The sequence below is a fragment of the Streptomyces sp. NPDC111606 genome (assembly GCF_055656945.1).
In genome coordinates this window covers 52845-67551 of the sequence record NZ_JBVKBY010000014.1, presented here as the reverse complement: position 1 = coordinate 67551, position 14707 = coordinate 52845, and the positions used below count along the sequence as shown (strand labels likewise).

The 14707-nt window shown below is 71.1% G+C and carries 16 protein-coding genes; 10 read left to right on the top strand and 6 right to left on the bottom strand.

Annotated features, from left to right (window positions below; genetic code table 11):
- Nucleotides 1-45: 45 nt before the first annotated feature.
- The 5 genes from serS to ACZ7M7_RS38185 all read left to right on the top strand — a co-directional run bounded on the left by serS (nucleotide 46) and on the right by ACZ7M7_RS38185 (nucleotide 5569).
- Nucleotides 46-1344, top strand: a complete 1299-nt coding sequence (gene serS, locus ACZ7M7_RS38205; RefSeq protein WP_472125181.1) for a serine--tRNA ligase — start codon at nucleotides 46-48, stop codon at nucleotides 1342-1344.
- A 164-nt stretch (nucleotides 1345-1508) separates the two neighbouring features.
- Complete coding sequence (locus ACZ7M7_RS38200; protein ID WP_383626455.1) at nucleotides 1509-2198, top strand: LPXTG cell wall anchor domain-containing protein; 690 nt, start codon at nucleotides 1509-1511, stop codon at nucleotides 2196-2198.
- A gap of 31 nt (nucleotides 2199-2229) precedes the next feature.
- Nucleotides 2230-3084 (top strand): COG1470 family protein, encoded by an 855-nt coding sequence (locus ACZ7M7_RS38195; RefSeq protein WP_472125178.1) that lies wholly within the window; start codon nucleotides 2230-2232, stop codon nucleotides 3082-3084.
- Complete coding sequence (locus ACZ7M7_RS38190) at nucleotides 3081-4187, top strand: hypothetical protein (protein WP_472125175.1); 1107 nt, start codon at nucleotides 3081-3083, stop codon at nucleotides 4185-4187. The genes ACZ7M7_RS38195 and ACZ7M7_RS38190 overlap by 4 nt, the downstream gene beginning before the upstream one ends.
- A gap of 62 nt (nucleotides 4188-4249) precedes the next feature.
- Nucleotides 4250-5569: a hypothetical protein gene (locus tag ACZ7M7_RS38185; protein ID WP_472125486.1), complete on the top strand. Its 1320-nt coding sequence runs from the start codon at nucleotides 4250-4252 to the stop codon at nucleotides 5567-5569.
- Nucleotides 5570-5638: 69 nt separating this feature from the next.
- Here ACZ7M7_RS38185 and ACZ7M7_RS38180 read toward each other — a convergent pair whose 3' ends face one another.
- Complete coding sequence (locus tag ACZ7M7_RS38180; protein WP_472125172.1) at nucleotides 5639-7123, bottom strand: MFS transporter; 1485 nt, start codon at nucleotides 7121-7123, stop codon at nucleotides 5639-5641.
- Between the two features lie 103 nt (nucleotides 7124-7226).
- On the opposite strand from ACZ7M7_RS38180, the gene ACZ7M7_RS38175 reads away from it, so the two are divergent.
- Entirely contained in the window at nucleotides 7227-8129 is a 903-nt protein-coding gene (locus ACZ7M7_RS38175; protein ID WP_472125169.1) for a helix-turn-helix domain-containing protein, read from the top strand.
- Here the strand turns inward: ACZ7M7_RS38175 and ACZ7M7_RS38170 are convergent.
- From ACZ7M7_RS38170 to ACZ7M7_RS38160, 3 genes are read right to left on the bottom strand one after another with little or no spacing between them, the layout of a single operon-like run.
- The gene (locus ACZ7M7_RS38170) at nucleotides 8112-8297 is read right to left on the bottom strand and encodes a hypothetical protein (protein ID WP_472125166.1); all 186 of its coding nucleotides are present in this window, start codon (nucleotides 8295-8297) and stop codon (nucleotides 8112-8114) included. The two genes, ACZ7M7_RS38175 and ACZ7M7_RS38170, sit on opposite strands and share 18 nt — an antisense overlap.
- On the bottom strand, nucleotides 8294-8470 hold the full coding sequence (locus ACZ7M7_RS38165) for a hypothetical protein (RefSeq protein ID WP_472125163.1): 177 nt from the start codon (nucleotides 8468-8470) through the stop codon (nucleotides 8294-8296). The genes ACZ7M7_RS38170 and ACZ7M7_RS38165 overlap by 4 nt, the downstream gene beginning before the upstream one ends.
- Nucleotides 8467-8613: a hypothetical protein gene (locus ACZ7M7_RS38160; protein ID WP_472125160.1), complete on the bottom strand. Its 147-nt coding sequence runs from the start codon at nucleotides 8611-8613 to the stop codon at nucleotides 8467-8469. Before ACZ7M7_RS38160 ends, ACZ7M7_RS38165 begins: the two co-directional genes overlap by 4 nt.
- A gap of 189 nt (nucleotides 8614-8802) precedes the next feature.
- Here ACZ7M7_RS38160 and ACZ7M7_RS38155 point away from each other — a divergent pair, with 189 nt between their 5' ends.
- Nucleotides 8803-9645: a helix-turn-helix domain-containing protein gene (locus tag ACZ7M7_RS38155; protein ID WP_472125157.1), complete on the top strand. Its 843-nt coding sequence runs from the start codon at nucleotides 8803-8805 to the stop codon at nucleotides 9643-9645.
- Nucleotides 9627-9845 (top strand): DUF397 domain-containing protein, encoded by a 219-nt coding sequence (locus ACZ7M7_RS38150; RefSeq protein ID WP_472125154.1) that lies wholly within the window; start codon nucleotides 9627-9629, stop codon nucleotides 9843-9845. Before ACZ7M7_RS38155 ends, ACZ7M7_RS38150 begins: the two co-directional genes overlap by 19 nt.
- A gap of 73 nt (nucleotides 9846-9918) precedes the next feature.
- On the opposite strand, the gene ACZ7M7_RS38145 is transcribed toward ACZ7M7_RS38150, so the two are convergent.
- Entirely contained in the window at nucleotides 9919-11415 is a 1497-nt protein-coding gene (locus tag ACZ7M7_RS38145) for an oligopeptide:H+ symporter (RefSeq protein ID WP_383613394.1), read from the bottom strand.
- A gap of 488 nt (nucleotides 11416-11903) precedes the next feature.
- On the opposite strand from ACZ7M7_RS38145, the gene ACZ7M7_RS38140 reads away from it, so the two are divergent.
- Nucleotides 11904-12581: a response regulator transcription factor gene (locus tag ACZ7M7_RS38140; RefSeq protein ID WP_369271495.1), complete on the top strand. Its 678-nt coding sequence runs from the start codon at nucleotides 11904-11906 to the stop codon at nucleotides 12579-12581.
- 42 nt (nucleotides 12582-12623) lie between these two features.
- Nucleotides 12624-13898: an ATP-binding protein gene (locus tag ACZ7M7_RS38135; RefSeq protein ID WP_453825319.1), complete on the top strand. Its 1275-nt coding sequence runs from the start codon at nucleotides 12624-12626 to the stop codon at nucleotides 13896-13898.
- Between the two features lie 138 nt (nucleotides 13899-14036).
- On the opposite strand, the gene ACZ7M7_RS38130 is transcribed toward ACZ7M7_RS38135, so the two are convergent.
- Complete coding sequence (locus ACZ7M7_RS38130; protein ID WP_472125150.1) at nucleotides 14037-14606, bottom strand: GtrA family protein; 570 nt, start codon at nucleotides 14604-14606, stop codon at nucleotides 14037-14039.
- Nucleotides 14607-14707: the final 101 nt, after the last annotated feature.

Genomic DNA, 14707 nt, shown 5'->3' with positions numbered 1-14707 from the left:
CGGGGCGACCTCTGCCGCTCCGGCCGACCGGACGGAGCGCGCCCCATGCTCGACGTCACCCTCATCCGAACCCATCCCGACCAGGTCCGGGCAGCCCTGCGCAAACGCGCCGTGGCCCCCGACATCCCCGCCTTCCTCACCCTCGACACCGCCTTCCGCGAAGCCCGCACGACCGTCGAGCGCCTCCGCGGCGAACGCCGCCGCATCTCGACGGAGATCGCTGAGCTGCGGCGGGAGGGAACGCCGGCGGGCGAGCGCCCGGCTGCTGCCCTGCCTCCCACCGAGGAACTCCACGCCACCGCCAAGGCCCTGACCGATGAGCTGGCCCGGGCCGAGGCTCGCCTCGTCGAGCTCGGTGCTCGGCATCAGGAGTTCCTCGACGCGCTGCCCAACCTTCCGGACGACGACGTGGTGGCGGGGGGCAAGGAGTGCAACCAGGTCGTGCGGACCGTGGGGGTGCCGCCCGACCTCGGATTCCAGGGGCGGGACCACGTCCGGCTCGCGCAGGAGTTGGGGCTGGTCGACTACCGGCGGGGCACGGCGCTCGCCGGGCGCGGCCACTGGGTCTACCGGGGGGAGGGCGCAGCGCTCGAGTGGGCGTTGCTCAATCACTTCCTGGACGCGCATCGCCGGGCGGGGTACGAGTTCGTGCTGCCGCCGCACCTGCTGACGTACGAGGCGGGGTACACGGCGGGGCAGTTCCCCAAGTTCGCCGACGAGGTCTTCCGGACGGACGACGACCACTTTCTGTTGCCGACCGCCGAGACCGCCCTGGTCAATCTCCATCGCGGCGAGACGCTCGACGAGCGCGAGCTGCCGCGCAGGTACGTCGCCTACACGCCCTGTTACCGCAAGGAGAGCGGCAGCCACCGCACGGCGGAGCGCGGGACGCTGCGCGGGCATCAGTTCAACAAGGTGGAGCTGTTCCAGTTCGCCCGGCCGCAGGACTCGGACGCCGCGCATCTCGAACTGCTCGCCCATGCCGAGGAACTGGTCGCCGGACTCGGGCTGCACCATCGCGTGACCAAGCTCGCCGCCGGCGACACCAGCCCCGCGCAGGCCAAGACCTACGACGTGGAGGTCTGGCTGCCCAGCCTGGGCGCGTACGCCGAGGTCAGCTCGGTATCGAACGCCCGCGCCTACCAGGCCCGGCGCGGCGGCATCCGGTACCGCCCGGCCGGCGGCGGCAAGGCGGCGTACGTCCACACCCTCAACGCCTCGGGCCTCGCCACCAGCAGGCTGCTCCCCGCGATCCTGGAGCAGTACCAGCGGGCGGACGGGACGGTGCTCGTGCCGGAGGTGCTGCGGCGCTGGGGGCTGCCCGAGCTGCTGCGCCCGGCCTGACCCCGTGTTACCCAGGGTCACCCTGAGGGGTCGGCTCTCCACCCGAACCCCCTGCGGCACACGCCGGATCGTCACAACTCCGGCGTGCGCCGTGTCTTCCCTCCTCAAGGCGCCGGGCGTACCTTGACGGCCGATCTGATGTGCCGTCAGGAAATGAGGGGACCGTGTCGAAGCAGAAGCGAACCGCCGCGCTCGCGACGGCCGCGGCCCTGGCCGGCTCGGCGGTGCTGATGGCCGCCCCCGCGGCCCGGGCCGAAGTCGTCGACGTCAACTACGCCTGCAAGACGCCGATCGGTGACAAGAGCGCCGTCTCGCCCATCGACATCAAGGGCGTCAAGAGCGGCAGCGGCTACAAGATCACCATGTCGTGGCAGAAGGGCGTCTCGTCCAGCCCGGTCGAACTGGGCAAGGGCGCGATGAACCCGAGCGCCACCATCAAGCTGGGCGGCGCCGACAGCGGCACCCTGGCGGTCACCGGCCCGGCCAACCAGGAGGCCATTCCCGCCAACACCCCCATCAAGATCAACGACTTGACGGGCACGTACACCCCGAAGAAGACCGGCAAGGTCACCTTCACGGCGGGCGTGCTCACCATCAAGGCGCTCGGCACGACGACCACGTGCACGCCCGGCAACAGCCCCGGCCCGTCGCTCACCCTCGACGTGACGGCGGCGTCCGGCGGCGGCAGCACGGGCGGCGCCGGCCAGGGCGGCTCCGACTCCGGCGCCGAGCTCCCGCAGACCGGCCCCGAGGACTCGGCCATCGCCCTGGGCACCCTCGGCGGCACGGTGCTGCTCGCGGGCGCGGCAGGCGCGCTGTGGCTGACGCGGAGGGGTCAGGCGGTACGCCGCTGACCTTCACGCCTGATCACCGCTGGAGCCGCCGATGTCGTCAGCCGTCCGTGTCCTGTGCCTGTCCCTGCTGTTCCTCCTGGCGGCCGTTCCGGTGGCGACCGCCGCCGAGGCCTGGACCGTCGCGCCCTCCGGCGGCGGGCGGCCGTCCTTCTACGCCGAGGGCGCGCCCGGGACGGTCCAGCAGGACACGGTGTCCGTGACGAACCGGGGCGGCGAGCCGGTCACCGTACGGCTGCAGGGCACCGGCGTCCCGATCGCCTTCGCCGAAGGCGCGGTACGGATCCCGGCCCGCACCCGCGCCGAGGTCCCCTTCACGGTGACCGTCCCGCCGGGCACGGCCCCCGGCGACCGCTCCGGCGAGCTCGTCGCCCGCGACGCCGACGGCCGCGCGCGGACCGTTCCGCTCCGCCTGCGCGTGACCGGTCCGGAGCTGTCCGCGCTGACGGTGGAACACGTCCGGGTGCACGCCGACGGCATCACATACGAGCTGGTCAACCGCGGTACGACCGCTCTCGCCCCGAGCCTCGCGATCCGCGCCGACGGTGTCTTCGGCCGCCTCCTCGACCGCGCACCGCGCACCCTCTCCGTCGACCTGCCCCCGGGCAGCCGTACGAAGCTCACCGAGCCGTGGCCCGACCGGCCCGCGCTCGACGCGGTCGACGTGCGCCTGACGGTGACGGCGGCCGGCGGGGCGAGCGACACGGCCCGGGCGTCGGCGCGGTTCGTGCCGTGGGATGCGGTGGCCGGGGCCGGGGGGTTCGCGGGGGCGGCGGCGGGCGCCTTGTTCGTCGTACGGCATCGAGGGCGCCGTAAGCCCGACCGCGGCGAGTCCGCCGAAACGGAACAGCCCTACAGAAAAGCCGAGTTGACGGGAGCGGGGACGTGAACGCCAGGGTACGGATCGCGGTGTTGCTGGCCGTGCTGGCGCTGCTGTCGCCGGCGACGGCCGTGAACGTGTCGGCCGCGGACGACCCGCCCACCGTCAAGCTGTCCAAATCCCAGGCGGGGACCGGCGGTGCGATCACCGTGACCGGCAGCGGCTGGCGGGCGCGCACCCTGCTGATGATCCTGATCTGCGGCCGGTCCGTGCCGTCGACCGGCGTGAGCGGCGGCACCAACTCCTGCGCCAATGCGGAGGGCCGGGCCGTGACGACCGACGCGGACGGACGCTTCAGCCGGAAACTTCCGGTGGCCGAGCCGCCCGTGCCGTGCCCCTGTGTGGTGCACGTGGCGACGGTGACCGGGGCGAAGGCCGAGGCCGACGCGATCTTCCAGGTGGCCGGGCACGCGGTCGAGCCGCTGCCCGCGGAGCCGGCCGGGGGACGCCTGTCGGTCCTCACGGACACCCGGCTGGACGGTTCGAGCGGCCTGCTGACCTGGTTCGGCGCACCACCGGCGCGGACGCTGGTGTTCACGGTCGGCAATGTCGGCACCTCACCCGTCAGGAACCCGGTCTTCCAGGTCGGCACCTCCCACGGCGTGTTCGCACCGCAGTGGCAGGAACAGCAGTGGCGCGGCACGATCCAGCCGGGCAGGAAGGCGCGGATCGAGCTGCCGGTGGAACTCGCCGCGGGCGCGCACGGCGACTACACGGTCTCCCTGAAGTACGGCGGCAAGGTGATGGCCGAACAGCCCTGGGGCGTGGGCCGGCCCTGGGGCGTGACGCTGTTCTGGATCCTGGTCTGTCTGGTCGTACCGGCAGCGGTGTTCCGCGTCGGGCTGGCGGTCGTGGACCGGGTACGGCCGCGGCAGACCGCCCGCCGCCGCAGGTTCCGGCTGCCCGAACCGGCCCTGCGCCTACCGGGGTTGAAGCCCCGCGAAGAGGCCAGGCACGCCCTGCCCTCTTCCTCCTCCTCGGCCCTGCCGTGGTTCACCCCGGACAGCGATCCGGGCACGGCCGGTCGGCTCTCCGCACCGCACGACGACAGCCCGACGAGTTCGACGGCCCCCACGACTCCGTCGACTCCGACCAGGAAGGGACCCCCGTGAGCAAGCGAAGGAGAGTCACACCGGCACGCCCGGGAAGAGGCGGCGCGGCGGGCGTCGCGCTGATGCTCGGCGGCGCGGGCATCCTGCTCGGCGTGTCCGCCGCGCCCGCCCAGGCCGCCGAGGTGGCGTACGCGACCGAGTGCATCCCGCCCGCCATCTCCGGGCTGCCGCCGGTCCAGGGCACCACGAAGGTGGAGATCACCGCGCCCGCGGAGGCGAAGGTCGGCGACGAGGTGGAGATCGTCTGGAAGTTCGTCCAGGCCGCGTCCAAGAACCCCGACATCCTCGACCTGCAGGCGAACACGATCCAGCCGTCGGGAACGCTGAAGGCGGCCGGTGCGCAGACCGCGGACGTCGCCATGCAGGGGCCCCGGGAGAACCCGGCGATCCCCAAGGGCGGCGACATGAAGCTGTCCGACATGAAGGGCAAGCTGAAGCTGACGGCACCGGGCGAGGTGACCCTGACGCCGGGCGCCTACAACATCAACGTCAACAAGCCCATCTCCACGGACACCAAGTGCGCGCCGAAGGAGACGGTGCAGAAGGCCGCGACGATCAAGGTGACGGACGGGGGCGGGACTTCGGGCGGTACGACGGGAGGCCTGCCGACGGTCGTCCCGACGCTGCCGACGAGCGTGCCGACCGGTCTGCCGACGGGGTCGTCGAGCCCTTCGGACCCGGCGCCGAGTGAGAGCGAGACGGGCGGGGACACCGGCGGTACGAGCACCGGGGGCGGCGACGGCGGCCAGACCGACTTCACGGGCAAGGAGGTCCAGGTCCCGTACAAGTGCAAGACGCCCATCGGCGACAAGGAAGCGACCTCGCCGGTCCAGATCAACGCCAAGAAGAACGGCGGGAGTTTCGATCTGACGGTGCAGTTCAAGAAGTCGGTGATGGACAGCCCCGCCGACATCCCCAAGGACTCGGTCAAGCCGTCGATGGAGGTCGCCCTGGGCGGCGCCGACAAGGGCACGGTCCACGTCGAGGGGCCCACCAACTCCGAGGCCATCAAGTCGGGCGACCCGATCGAGATCCCCGACCTCACGGGCACCTACAAGCCGGGAGCGAGCGGCGAGTCGACCCTCTCCCCGGGAGTCCTGACGATCGAGGCCCTCGGCACGACGACGACCTGTACTCCGGCCAAGTCGGAGGTGTCACTGACGCTGGACACGAGCGAGCAGGCGAGCGGCGCGTCCGGCGGCGGCACGACGGGCGGTTCGGCGGGAGGCTCCGCGGGCGGCTCGTCGACGGACGGCGGCCTGGCGGCGACCGGCGCGGAGGACCAGGGGTCCCTGAAGGCACTGGGTCTGGTGGCGGGCACGGCGCTGCTGCTGGGCGGGGCGGTGTTCACGTTCCTGCCGGGACGGCGGCGTCTGCGGTAGCCCTCCGCCGGTAGTGCCGCGCCAGGGGTGTCGGTCGGCCCCTGGGCGGCGCTGCCGACCCGCGGCTGATCAGGTCCGCGGAGTCAGGTGACGCAGTGCAAAAGCGCCGAGCGTGGCGTGGAGGGCACCCGCGATGACGGCGGCTACGTGCAGGCCTGTCACGAAGGCCGACTTGGCGTCGTGCACCGTCGCAGCCGTCAGGTCAGGTACCTGCAGGGTCTCCGTGAGGGTGCCCGCCGCGCCGGGGCCCTGGAGGCGGAAGACGAGGGCGGCGAGTGAGCCCAGGAGCGCGATGCCCAGGGCGTTGCCGATCTCGTTGCTGGTCTCTGCGATGGCTGCGGCGGCCCCGGCGCGTTCTGCCGGGACCGCGGCCACGGCGGTGTCGGCGACGACGCTGAAGGAGATGCCGTAGCCGATTCCGGCGAGGGCGGTGGAGGTCACGTACCAGACGACCCCACCGGAGACGCCGGTGGCCGGCAGCAGGAGCAGACCCGCGGCGATGAGGAAGTGACAGGTGATGAGCGCTGCCCGGGTACCGATCCGGGCGACCAGCGCCGGTGTGACGACGCACGTGATGGTGAGTACGGCGGCGGCGGGGAGCGCGACGACAGCCGCGTCGAGGACGCTCAGCCCGAGGACGGACTGGAGGTAGATGCCGCCGAGATAGGCCGTGGCCGACCATGCGGCCAGCGGCAGCAGACCGGTGACGGCCGCGATCGTGAACACCCGGTCGCGGAAGAGACGCAAGTCGATCAGCGGGTGTTCGAGGCGGAGTTGCCGCCGAACGAACCACGCCAGGATGGCGACGCCGACGATCCCGGTGGCCGTGGTCGTCGCGGTCGGCCCCGCCGCGGCCGCGTCCTTGACTGCGTACACCGTCAGCAGGATGCCCGCGGCGGAGAGCACGACGCTCAGGACGTCGACGCGGCCGGTCCGCGTGGCACGTACCTCGCGCAGCAGGACCGGGGCCAGGATCAGGAAGAGCACGATCACGGGGAGGTTGATCAGGAAGACCGACCCCCACCAGAAGCCGCTCAGCAAAAGCCCGCCGACTACTGGGCCGATCGCGAAGCCCGCGGCGAAGGTGGCCGCGAAGATCCCGATCGCTCTCGCCCGGCGGCGCGGGTCGGGGAACAGCTCGCTGAGGACCGCCAGCGCGGACGGCAGCAGCGTCGCACCGGCCACACCCATCAACGCCCGCAAGGCGATCAGCAGTTCCGGCCCCGGGGCGAACGCCGCTCCCACCGAGGCTGCTCCGAACACCGCCGCTCCGGTCATCAGCAGCTTCAGCCGCCCGTACCGGTCGCCGATGTTCCCGAAGGCGATGAGCAGGGAGCCGACGGCGAACCCGTAGGCGTCCAGGATCCACAACGCCTGGCCGGCGGTCGGCGACAGCGCCTCGGAGATCTTGGCCGTCGCCAGGAACAGCACCGAGCCGTCCATCGCCACCAGCAGGACCGGGCCGAGCACCACCAGCAGCCCGAGCCACGCCCGCATTCCGGCGGAGTGGGACCCCTCGTGTGCTGCCACTTGCGCATTCACTTGTGCGTTCATGCATACGACGGTGTGGTGCCGTCCGCCCGGCAACCATCCCCGCGGCATGGGTACACCTGGCAGGGGCACCCAGCCGCGGCCCGCGGCACCTACGCTCGAAGGCATGGAGCTGGAGAGCCTCGGGGCCTATCTCAAGTCCCGCCGCGATCGGGTCACGCCCGCCGACATCGGACTGCGCATCTACGGCACCGCCCGCCGGGTACCGGGCCTGCGCCGCGAGGAACTCGCCCAGCTCGCCGGGGTGAGCGCCGGCTACTACACAAGGCTGGAGCAGGGCCAGGCCGGTACCGCCTCCCGGCAGGTCCTCGACGCGCTCGCGCGCGTGCTCCGGCTCGACCCCGCCGAAACCGCCCACCTGCACAACCTCGCAGGCCAGGCCACGAGTTCACGCCTGGTCCGCCCCGCCCCGGAGAAGCCGCACCAACGGGTGCTCGCGCTCCTGGCGTCCCTGGCGGACAGCACTCCGGCCGTGGTCCTCGGGCGGCGCGGTGACGTGCTGGCCTGGAATCGCACCGGACACGCCCTGGTCGCGGAGCACGTCGACTTCGACGCGCCCCACGATCTCCTGCGACGGCCGTCCATCCCGCGGATGTTCTTCCTCGACCCCCTCTCCCGTGACCTGCACCGCAACTGGGCCGAGCTCGCCCGCATCCACGTGGCCTACCTACGGCTCACCGCCGGCCGGCACCCCACCGACGCCCGGCTGGCCGAACTGATCGGTGAACTCGCCATGCGCAGCCGGGACTTCGCCAGGCTGTGGGCCGAGGGGGATGTCGCCGACTGCACCGTGGGCACGATGCGCCTGCGGCACCCGACCGTCGGCGACCTCAACATCGAGTACCAGGTGTGGCTCCAGCCCGAGAGCCCCGATCACCGGCTGGAGGTCTACACACCGGGCGACACCGCCTCGGCCGACGCGCTGCGCCTGCTGTCCGGACAGGTCGGCGGGCAGGTCGGCGGTCAGTGGACCGGCGGCCGGGGCAGCCGGTCAGTGGTCCAACCGTAGGTGCGACCGCATCATCACGTTCGCGTCGGCCACCGCGCTGTAGTCGAACGCGGTCCGCGCCGCGGCCCGGCGTGCCGCGAGTTCCCGGCACGACCGGCAGCCGTCCACGGGGACGGGTGAGCGGCTCGTGTCGTACGCGAAGGGCGGCGGGGACGGGGGCTCGGTCACGGCGCACACTCCCGCCCGAGGCTCCAGTGGTCCCGCAACTCCCGGTCGCAGTCGTCGGCTTCGGCGGTCCGGCCCGCCGCTCTCGCCGCGTCACGCTGGGCCAGTAACGCCCCGCACACGTCACAGGCGGGCGGCGGCGGGGGCGTCGCCGCCCACATGGCGGGCGTGGTCACGCGGTCCACCGCGCGAGCGCCGCCTCCATCGCGCGCAGGACGGCGGGCGTCGGCCGCGCCCAGCCGCCGGGCGGCGTCCAGGCGGCGTGCGGGCGCTGCGGGCGGTTGCGGTGGGGGAGTCGCGGGAGGGTCGCGGTCGTCATGGCTCACTCCTTGAGGTCGCTTGCGGGGGAACGCCCGTGCTGCACGCATCCGTTGGATTACGGTGCGTGTTCAGGCGCAGTACGAGCATGCCGTGCCCGGAACACGAAAAGGCCGGTGAGAGGCGCTAGTTCCACACGGGGCACGCCAAATTCCACAAATTCCACAGCCGGGCGTACGGGGAGGAACGGGTGCCGCAGCGACGGACGGTGACGAGCCGCAGCCAGGAGCCGCGACGGCGGTTCGCGGAGGAGGTTCGGGAACTGCGCGAGCGGCGCGGGCTGAGCCTGCGGCAGCTCGCGGACGAGTTGGGCTGGGACTGGTCGACACTCGGGAAGCTGGAGCGGGGACAGTCGCTGGGGAGCCCCGAGGTGGCGCAGGCGCTGGACGAGTACTACGGGACGCCGGGGCTGCTGTTGGCGTTGTGGGAGCTGGCGGTGGCGGACCCGGCGCAGTTCAAGGAGCAGTACCGCAGGTACATGTTGTTGGAGGCCGAGGCGGTGAGGCTGTGGCACTTCGGCGTAAGCACCGTGCACGGCTTGCTTCAGACAGACGACTACGCGCGTGAGGTTCTCGCGACGGGGGGAATCGAGGGCGGGCAGCTTGCCCAGCAGGTGGAGGCGCGGGTCGGCCGCAGGGCGTTGTTGGAGGGCGAGGATGCGCCGACCTTCCGCACCATCCTGTCCGAGGCAGTGCTGCGTACCCCGGTGAGGGATGCCAGAGCCTGGCGCGAGCAGCTCGAACACCTTGCGGGAGCGGCGGAGCGCCCGGACATCACGCTTCAGGTGCTGCCTCTGAACGCTGGGCTGCACGGCTTGGTGAGCACCGACGTGATGTTCCTGCGGTTGCCCGAAGGGCAAACCGTCGCCTATACCGAGACCGCGTACCACGGCGAATTGATCGAGGAAAACGTGGAGGTTGAGCGTCTGCAACGTGCGTACGATTCGACGCGCGACCTGGCGCTGTCACCGGCCGAGTCGCAGAAGGTCATCACGCAGATGCTGGAGGATGCACCGTGCGATCCATCGACCTGACCGGTGTGACGTGGCGCAAGAGCAGCTACAGCAACCCCGACGGAGGCGCGTGCCTCGAAGTCGCCGAAAACCTCCCCACCCCCACCCCCGTCGTCCCGGTCCGCGACTCCAAGAACCCCCACGGCCCCGCCCTGATACTCCCCGCGGCCGCCTGGGCCCCCTTCGTCGCAGCCGTACGACGCGACGAGATACCGAACTGAGCCGACCCGCGAAAAGCCGGAGGCCGTCGCACCAAACCTCGGTGCGACGGCCTCCGGCGGCTCCGGCAGCGCGCTAGCGGACGTTGCCCATGAGCTCCTTGACCTTCTTGCGGTACATCCACACCGCCACACCGGCGACCACGGCGAGCGTGGCCTCCAGGGCGACGACGCTCGTCTTGTTCAGGTCCACCCCGGCGATGGAGAGCAGGCCGGTCGTTGCGTCACCCGCGGTGACGGCCAGGAACCAGACGCCCATCATCTGCGAGGCGTACTTCGCGGGAGCCATCTTCGTCGTCACCGACAGACCCACCGGGGAGAGCAGCAACTCACCAACGGTCTGCGTGAAGTAGATCGCCACCAGCCACATCGCGGCCGCCTTGTGACCGCCCTCGGCGATCGACAGCGGGGCCAGGAAGAGGAAGAAGGACGCGCCGACCAGCACCAGACCGGAGGCGAACTTCACGATCGTGCTCGGCTCCTTGCCACGCCGGTTAAGCGCGAGCCAGAACCAGGCGAAGACCGGGGCCAGCGCCATGATCAGGACCGGGTTGACCGACTGGTACCAGGAGACCGGGAAGCCCCAGCCGAAGACGCTGTTCTCGGCGGAGGAGTCGGCGAAGATCGACAGGGTCGAGCCGCCCTGGTCGTAGATCATCCAGAACACGGCCGCGGCGACGAAGAACCAGATGTACGCGGACATCTTCGACTGCTCGGGACGGTCCAGGTCCTTGTCGCGCTTGATGCGGACCAGCACCAGGGTCGGGATGATCACGCCGAGGAGGGTCAGCGGGACGAGGAGCCAGTTCAGCGTGTAGTTGCCGGAGAAGCCGACGATCGCGTAGAAGACGACCGCGATACCGGCCCAGATCCCCGCCTTGCGCAGCGTGGACGTCTTCTCCTCGGCGGACAGCGGCGTCGGGACGACGCTGGAGCGCTCGGCCAGGTGGCGGGAGCCGATCAGGAACTGCGCGAGACCCAGCGCCATGCCGAGTGCGGCGAGCGCGAAGCCCAGGTGCCAGTTGACGCTCTCACCGATGGTTCCGATGATCAGCGGGGCGGCGAAGGCACCGAGGTTGATGCCCATGTAGAAGACGGTGAAGCCGCCGTCGCGGCGCGGGTCGTCCGGTCCGTCGTAGAGGTGGCCGACCATCGTGGAGATGTTGGCCTTCAGCAGACCCGAGCCGATCGCGACCAGGCCGAGACCGCCGTAGAAGGTGCCGGAGGAGGGCAGGGCCAGCGTGAGGTGGCCCAGCATGATGATTCCGCCGGCGATGGCGACGGTCTTGCGCGGCCCCCAGACGCGGTCGCCGAACCAGCCGCCGGGCATGGCGAGCAGGTACACCAGCGACACGTACACGGAGTAGATCGCGGTCGCCGTCGCCGCGTCGAGGTGCAGGCCGCCCGGAGCGACCAGGTACAGCGGGAGCAGAGCCCTCATGCCGTAGTAGGAGAAACGCTCCCACATCTCGGTCATGAAGAGAGTGGCCAGTCCGCGGGGGTGGCCGAAGAAGGTCTTCTCGGTGCCGGGGGTGCCCGGGCGGGCCGAGTCCTTCGTCAGGCTGGACGCCATGGTCGTTCCTTGCTGGTCGGGACGCGCGGCGACATAGAGCGGTCACGCGCCCGGTGGGGGGCGGCCGGCACCGGCGGACACGGCCGTCCGCCCCACGCCAGGGGGCAGTCCGCTCCGGGTCTCGGAGCGGAAGACGGCGACCGTCGGGATCCACGCCCCCGCCTTCGGGGGCCCGGCCACAGGTCATTCCTTATGCAGTGCGCACATAAAAGAGACCCTCGGCGTCAAATGCGCCGAAGGTCCCCGCAGTGCTACAGGCGTAGAGTCACCATACGTCAGGACACCGCCTGAAATGGAAGGACTTGAGATGCGGATCACAGGTGTCGAGGGAACCGCAGCCGCCCTTTCGAAGGTCCTTCCCAGGATCGCACTTCGCAGACATGGTCTGTACCACTGCGGCCGAAGGTAAGAGATTCACCCGAGCCGGGTAAGAACCAAGGCGTCCGATCACACCCCGGCTCTTGTCATGGGCGGACTACCATCAGCTCATGACCCGTGTACTGCTCGCCGAGGACGACGCGTCCATTTCGGAGCCGCTGGCCCGCGCACTGCGCCGGGAAGGGTACGAGGTCGAGGTGCGGGAGGACGGCCCCACCGCACTCGACGCAGGACTGCAGGGCGGGATCGACCTGGTCGTGCTGGACCTCGGCCTGCCCGGCATGGACGGCCTGGAGGTGGCCCGCCGGCTGCGTGCCGACGCCCACGCCGTGCCGATCCTGATCCTCACCGCGCGTGCCGACGAGGTGGACACCGTCGTGGGCCTGGACGCGGGCGCCGACGACTACGTCACCAAGCCGTTCCGGCTCGCCGAACTGCTCGCGCGGGTCCGGGCCCTGCTCCGGCGCGGCGCCGCCGAGCCGCAGCAGCCGCCCGCCACGCACGGGGTGCGCATCGACGTCGAGTCGCACCGCGCGTGGATGGGCGACGAGGAACTCCAGCTCACCGCCAAGGAGTTCGACCTGCTGCGGGTGCTGGTGCGCGACGCGGGACGCGTCGTCACCCGGGACCAGCTGATGCGGGAGGTCTGGGACACCACCTGGTGGTCCTCGACCAAGACGCTCGACATGCACATCTCCTGGCTGCGCAAGAAGCTCGGCGACGACGCGGCGAACCCCCGCTACATCGCGACCGTGCGGGGCGTGGGCTTCCGCTTCGAGAAGAGCTGAGCCACTGCCGCACCGGCATGGCACACAGGTAAGTAAGAGGACATGCGCCGCCGACTGATCCAGTCCACCCTCGCCGTGGTTCTCGTGGTGATCGCCGTCTTCGGCGTGTCACTCGTCATCGTCGAGACACGGACCATCACCAGCACCGCCCAGGAGCGGGTGGACACCGAGGCGGTGCGGCTGGTCAGCATCGTGGACAGCCGGCTGCTCGGCGACGAGACCGTGAACGCGGCGGTGCTGGCGGACCAGATCCAGGGGGATCGGTACGCCCGGATCCGCATCCCGGGCAAGCCCCTGATCGAGGTGGGCGAGCGGCCGACCGGTGACGTCATCAGCGCCAGCGAGACGGGCGAGGAGGGCGAGACGGTCACCGTGCAGGAGCCGCGCTCGTCGGTGACGCGCGAGGTCGGCCGTACGTTGCTGATCATCGGGGCCGTCGCCCTGCTGGCGGTGATCGCGGCCGTTCTGCTGGCGGTGCGCCAGGCGAACCGGCTGGCCTCGCCGCTCACCGACCTCGCGGAGACGGCGGAACGTCTCGGCTCCGGCGACCCGCGGCCCCGGCACAAGCGGTACGGCGTCCATGAGCTGGACCGGGTGGCGGACGTCCTCGACGCCTCCGCCGAGCGCATCGGGCGCATGCTGACGGCGGAACGCCGCCTCGCCGCGGACGCCTCCCACCAGCTCCGCACCCCGCTCACGGCCCTGTCGATGCGCCTGGAGGAGATCACCCTCACCGACGATCCCGACACGGTGAAGGAGGAGGCCACGATCGCCCTGGCGCAGGTGGAGCGCCTCACGGACGTCGTGGAACGCCTCCTCACCAACTCCCGTGACCCCCGCACCGGCTCGGCCGTCACCTTCGACCTCGACGAGGTCATCCAGCAGCAGCTGGCGGAGTGGCGCCCCGCCTACCGCAGCGCGGGCCGGGCGATCGTCAGCTCGGGCAAGCGGCACCTGGAGGCCGTCGGCACGCCGGGCGCGGTGGCGCAGGTCTTGGCAGCCCTGATCGAGAACTCCCTCATGCACGGCGGCGGCACGGTGGCGCTGCGCACCCGCGTCACCGGCAACCAGGCGGTCATCGAGGTCACGGACGAGGGCCCCGGAATCCCGGCGGACCTGGGCGCCCGCATCTTCGAGCGCGCGATCAGCGGCCGCAACTCCACCGGCATCGGCCTCGCGGTGGCCCGCGACCTGGCCGAGGCGGACGGCGGCCGCCTGGAAATGCTCCAGACCAAGCCCCCGGTACTGGCCCTGTTCCTCTCCCGCACGCCCCCCTCGACGAAGCAGGGACAGGAATCGGGGCCGACGGTCAGGTGACAGCGTGACGCCGCCGGGTGGGTGCTGAGCACGAGCGCGAGAGCTGCTCGGTGCCGGTCCAGGTATTCCAGCCCGTTTGGTCCCGGGGCCGCAGGCCCCCAGGGGATACCTCAGGCGAACGCCGATGACGCGTCAGCGTCAGCCCACCCGCACCCGCGGCTTCTCCGGCTTGTCCGCACCCCGTGCACCCCGCCGAGGCGTCTCCAGGAACGATTCCGCTCCGGCCACCGCCTCCTTCGAGGGAAGCGCGCGGAACACCCACGTCCGGTAGGACCAGAAGCGGAACAGCGTCGCGATGCCGATGCCGAGGAACTTGAAGATGTTGCTCTGCAGCGGGCTGTCCCAGCCGAAGCCGTACGTCGCCGCGTACAGGACACCGTTCTCGATCACCAGGCCGACCGCGCTGAACAGCAGGAACAGGCCCAGTTCCTTCGTACGGCGGCCCTTGTCGCGATCCCGGTAGGTGAAGTACCGGAAGCCGAGGTAGTTGAAGATGATCGCGACCACCGTCGCGATGACGCTCGCGCGCACCACCTGCAGGTCGGTCACATGCCGTACCAGGTTGAACACGAGCAGGTTGACCAGGAGTCCTGCACCACCCACCGCACCGAACTTGGCGACCTCACGCACCAGCCGGTCGAAGCGTTGCCGCACGGCACTGCGGGGTGCCGGAGGCGCCGTATGAAGCCCCGAGGAACCACGTCCCATGGTCGTAAAGGCTCCTGTCGGTCGGTTTGTCGGTTGGTTTCGTCAACCCAGCCATGCTAACCACCCCCCTCGACGATTGCCTGTGCGCAAGCTCATAGGCG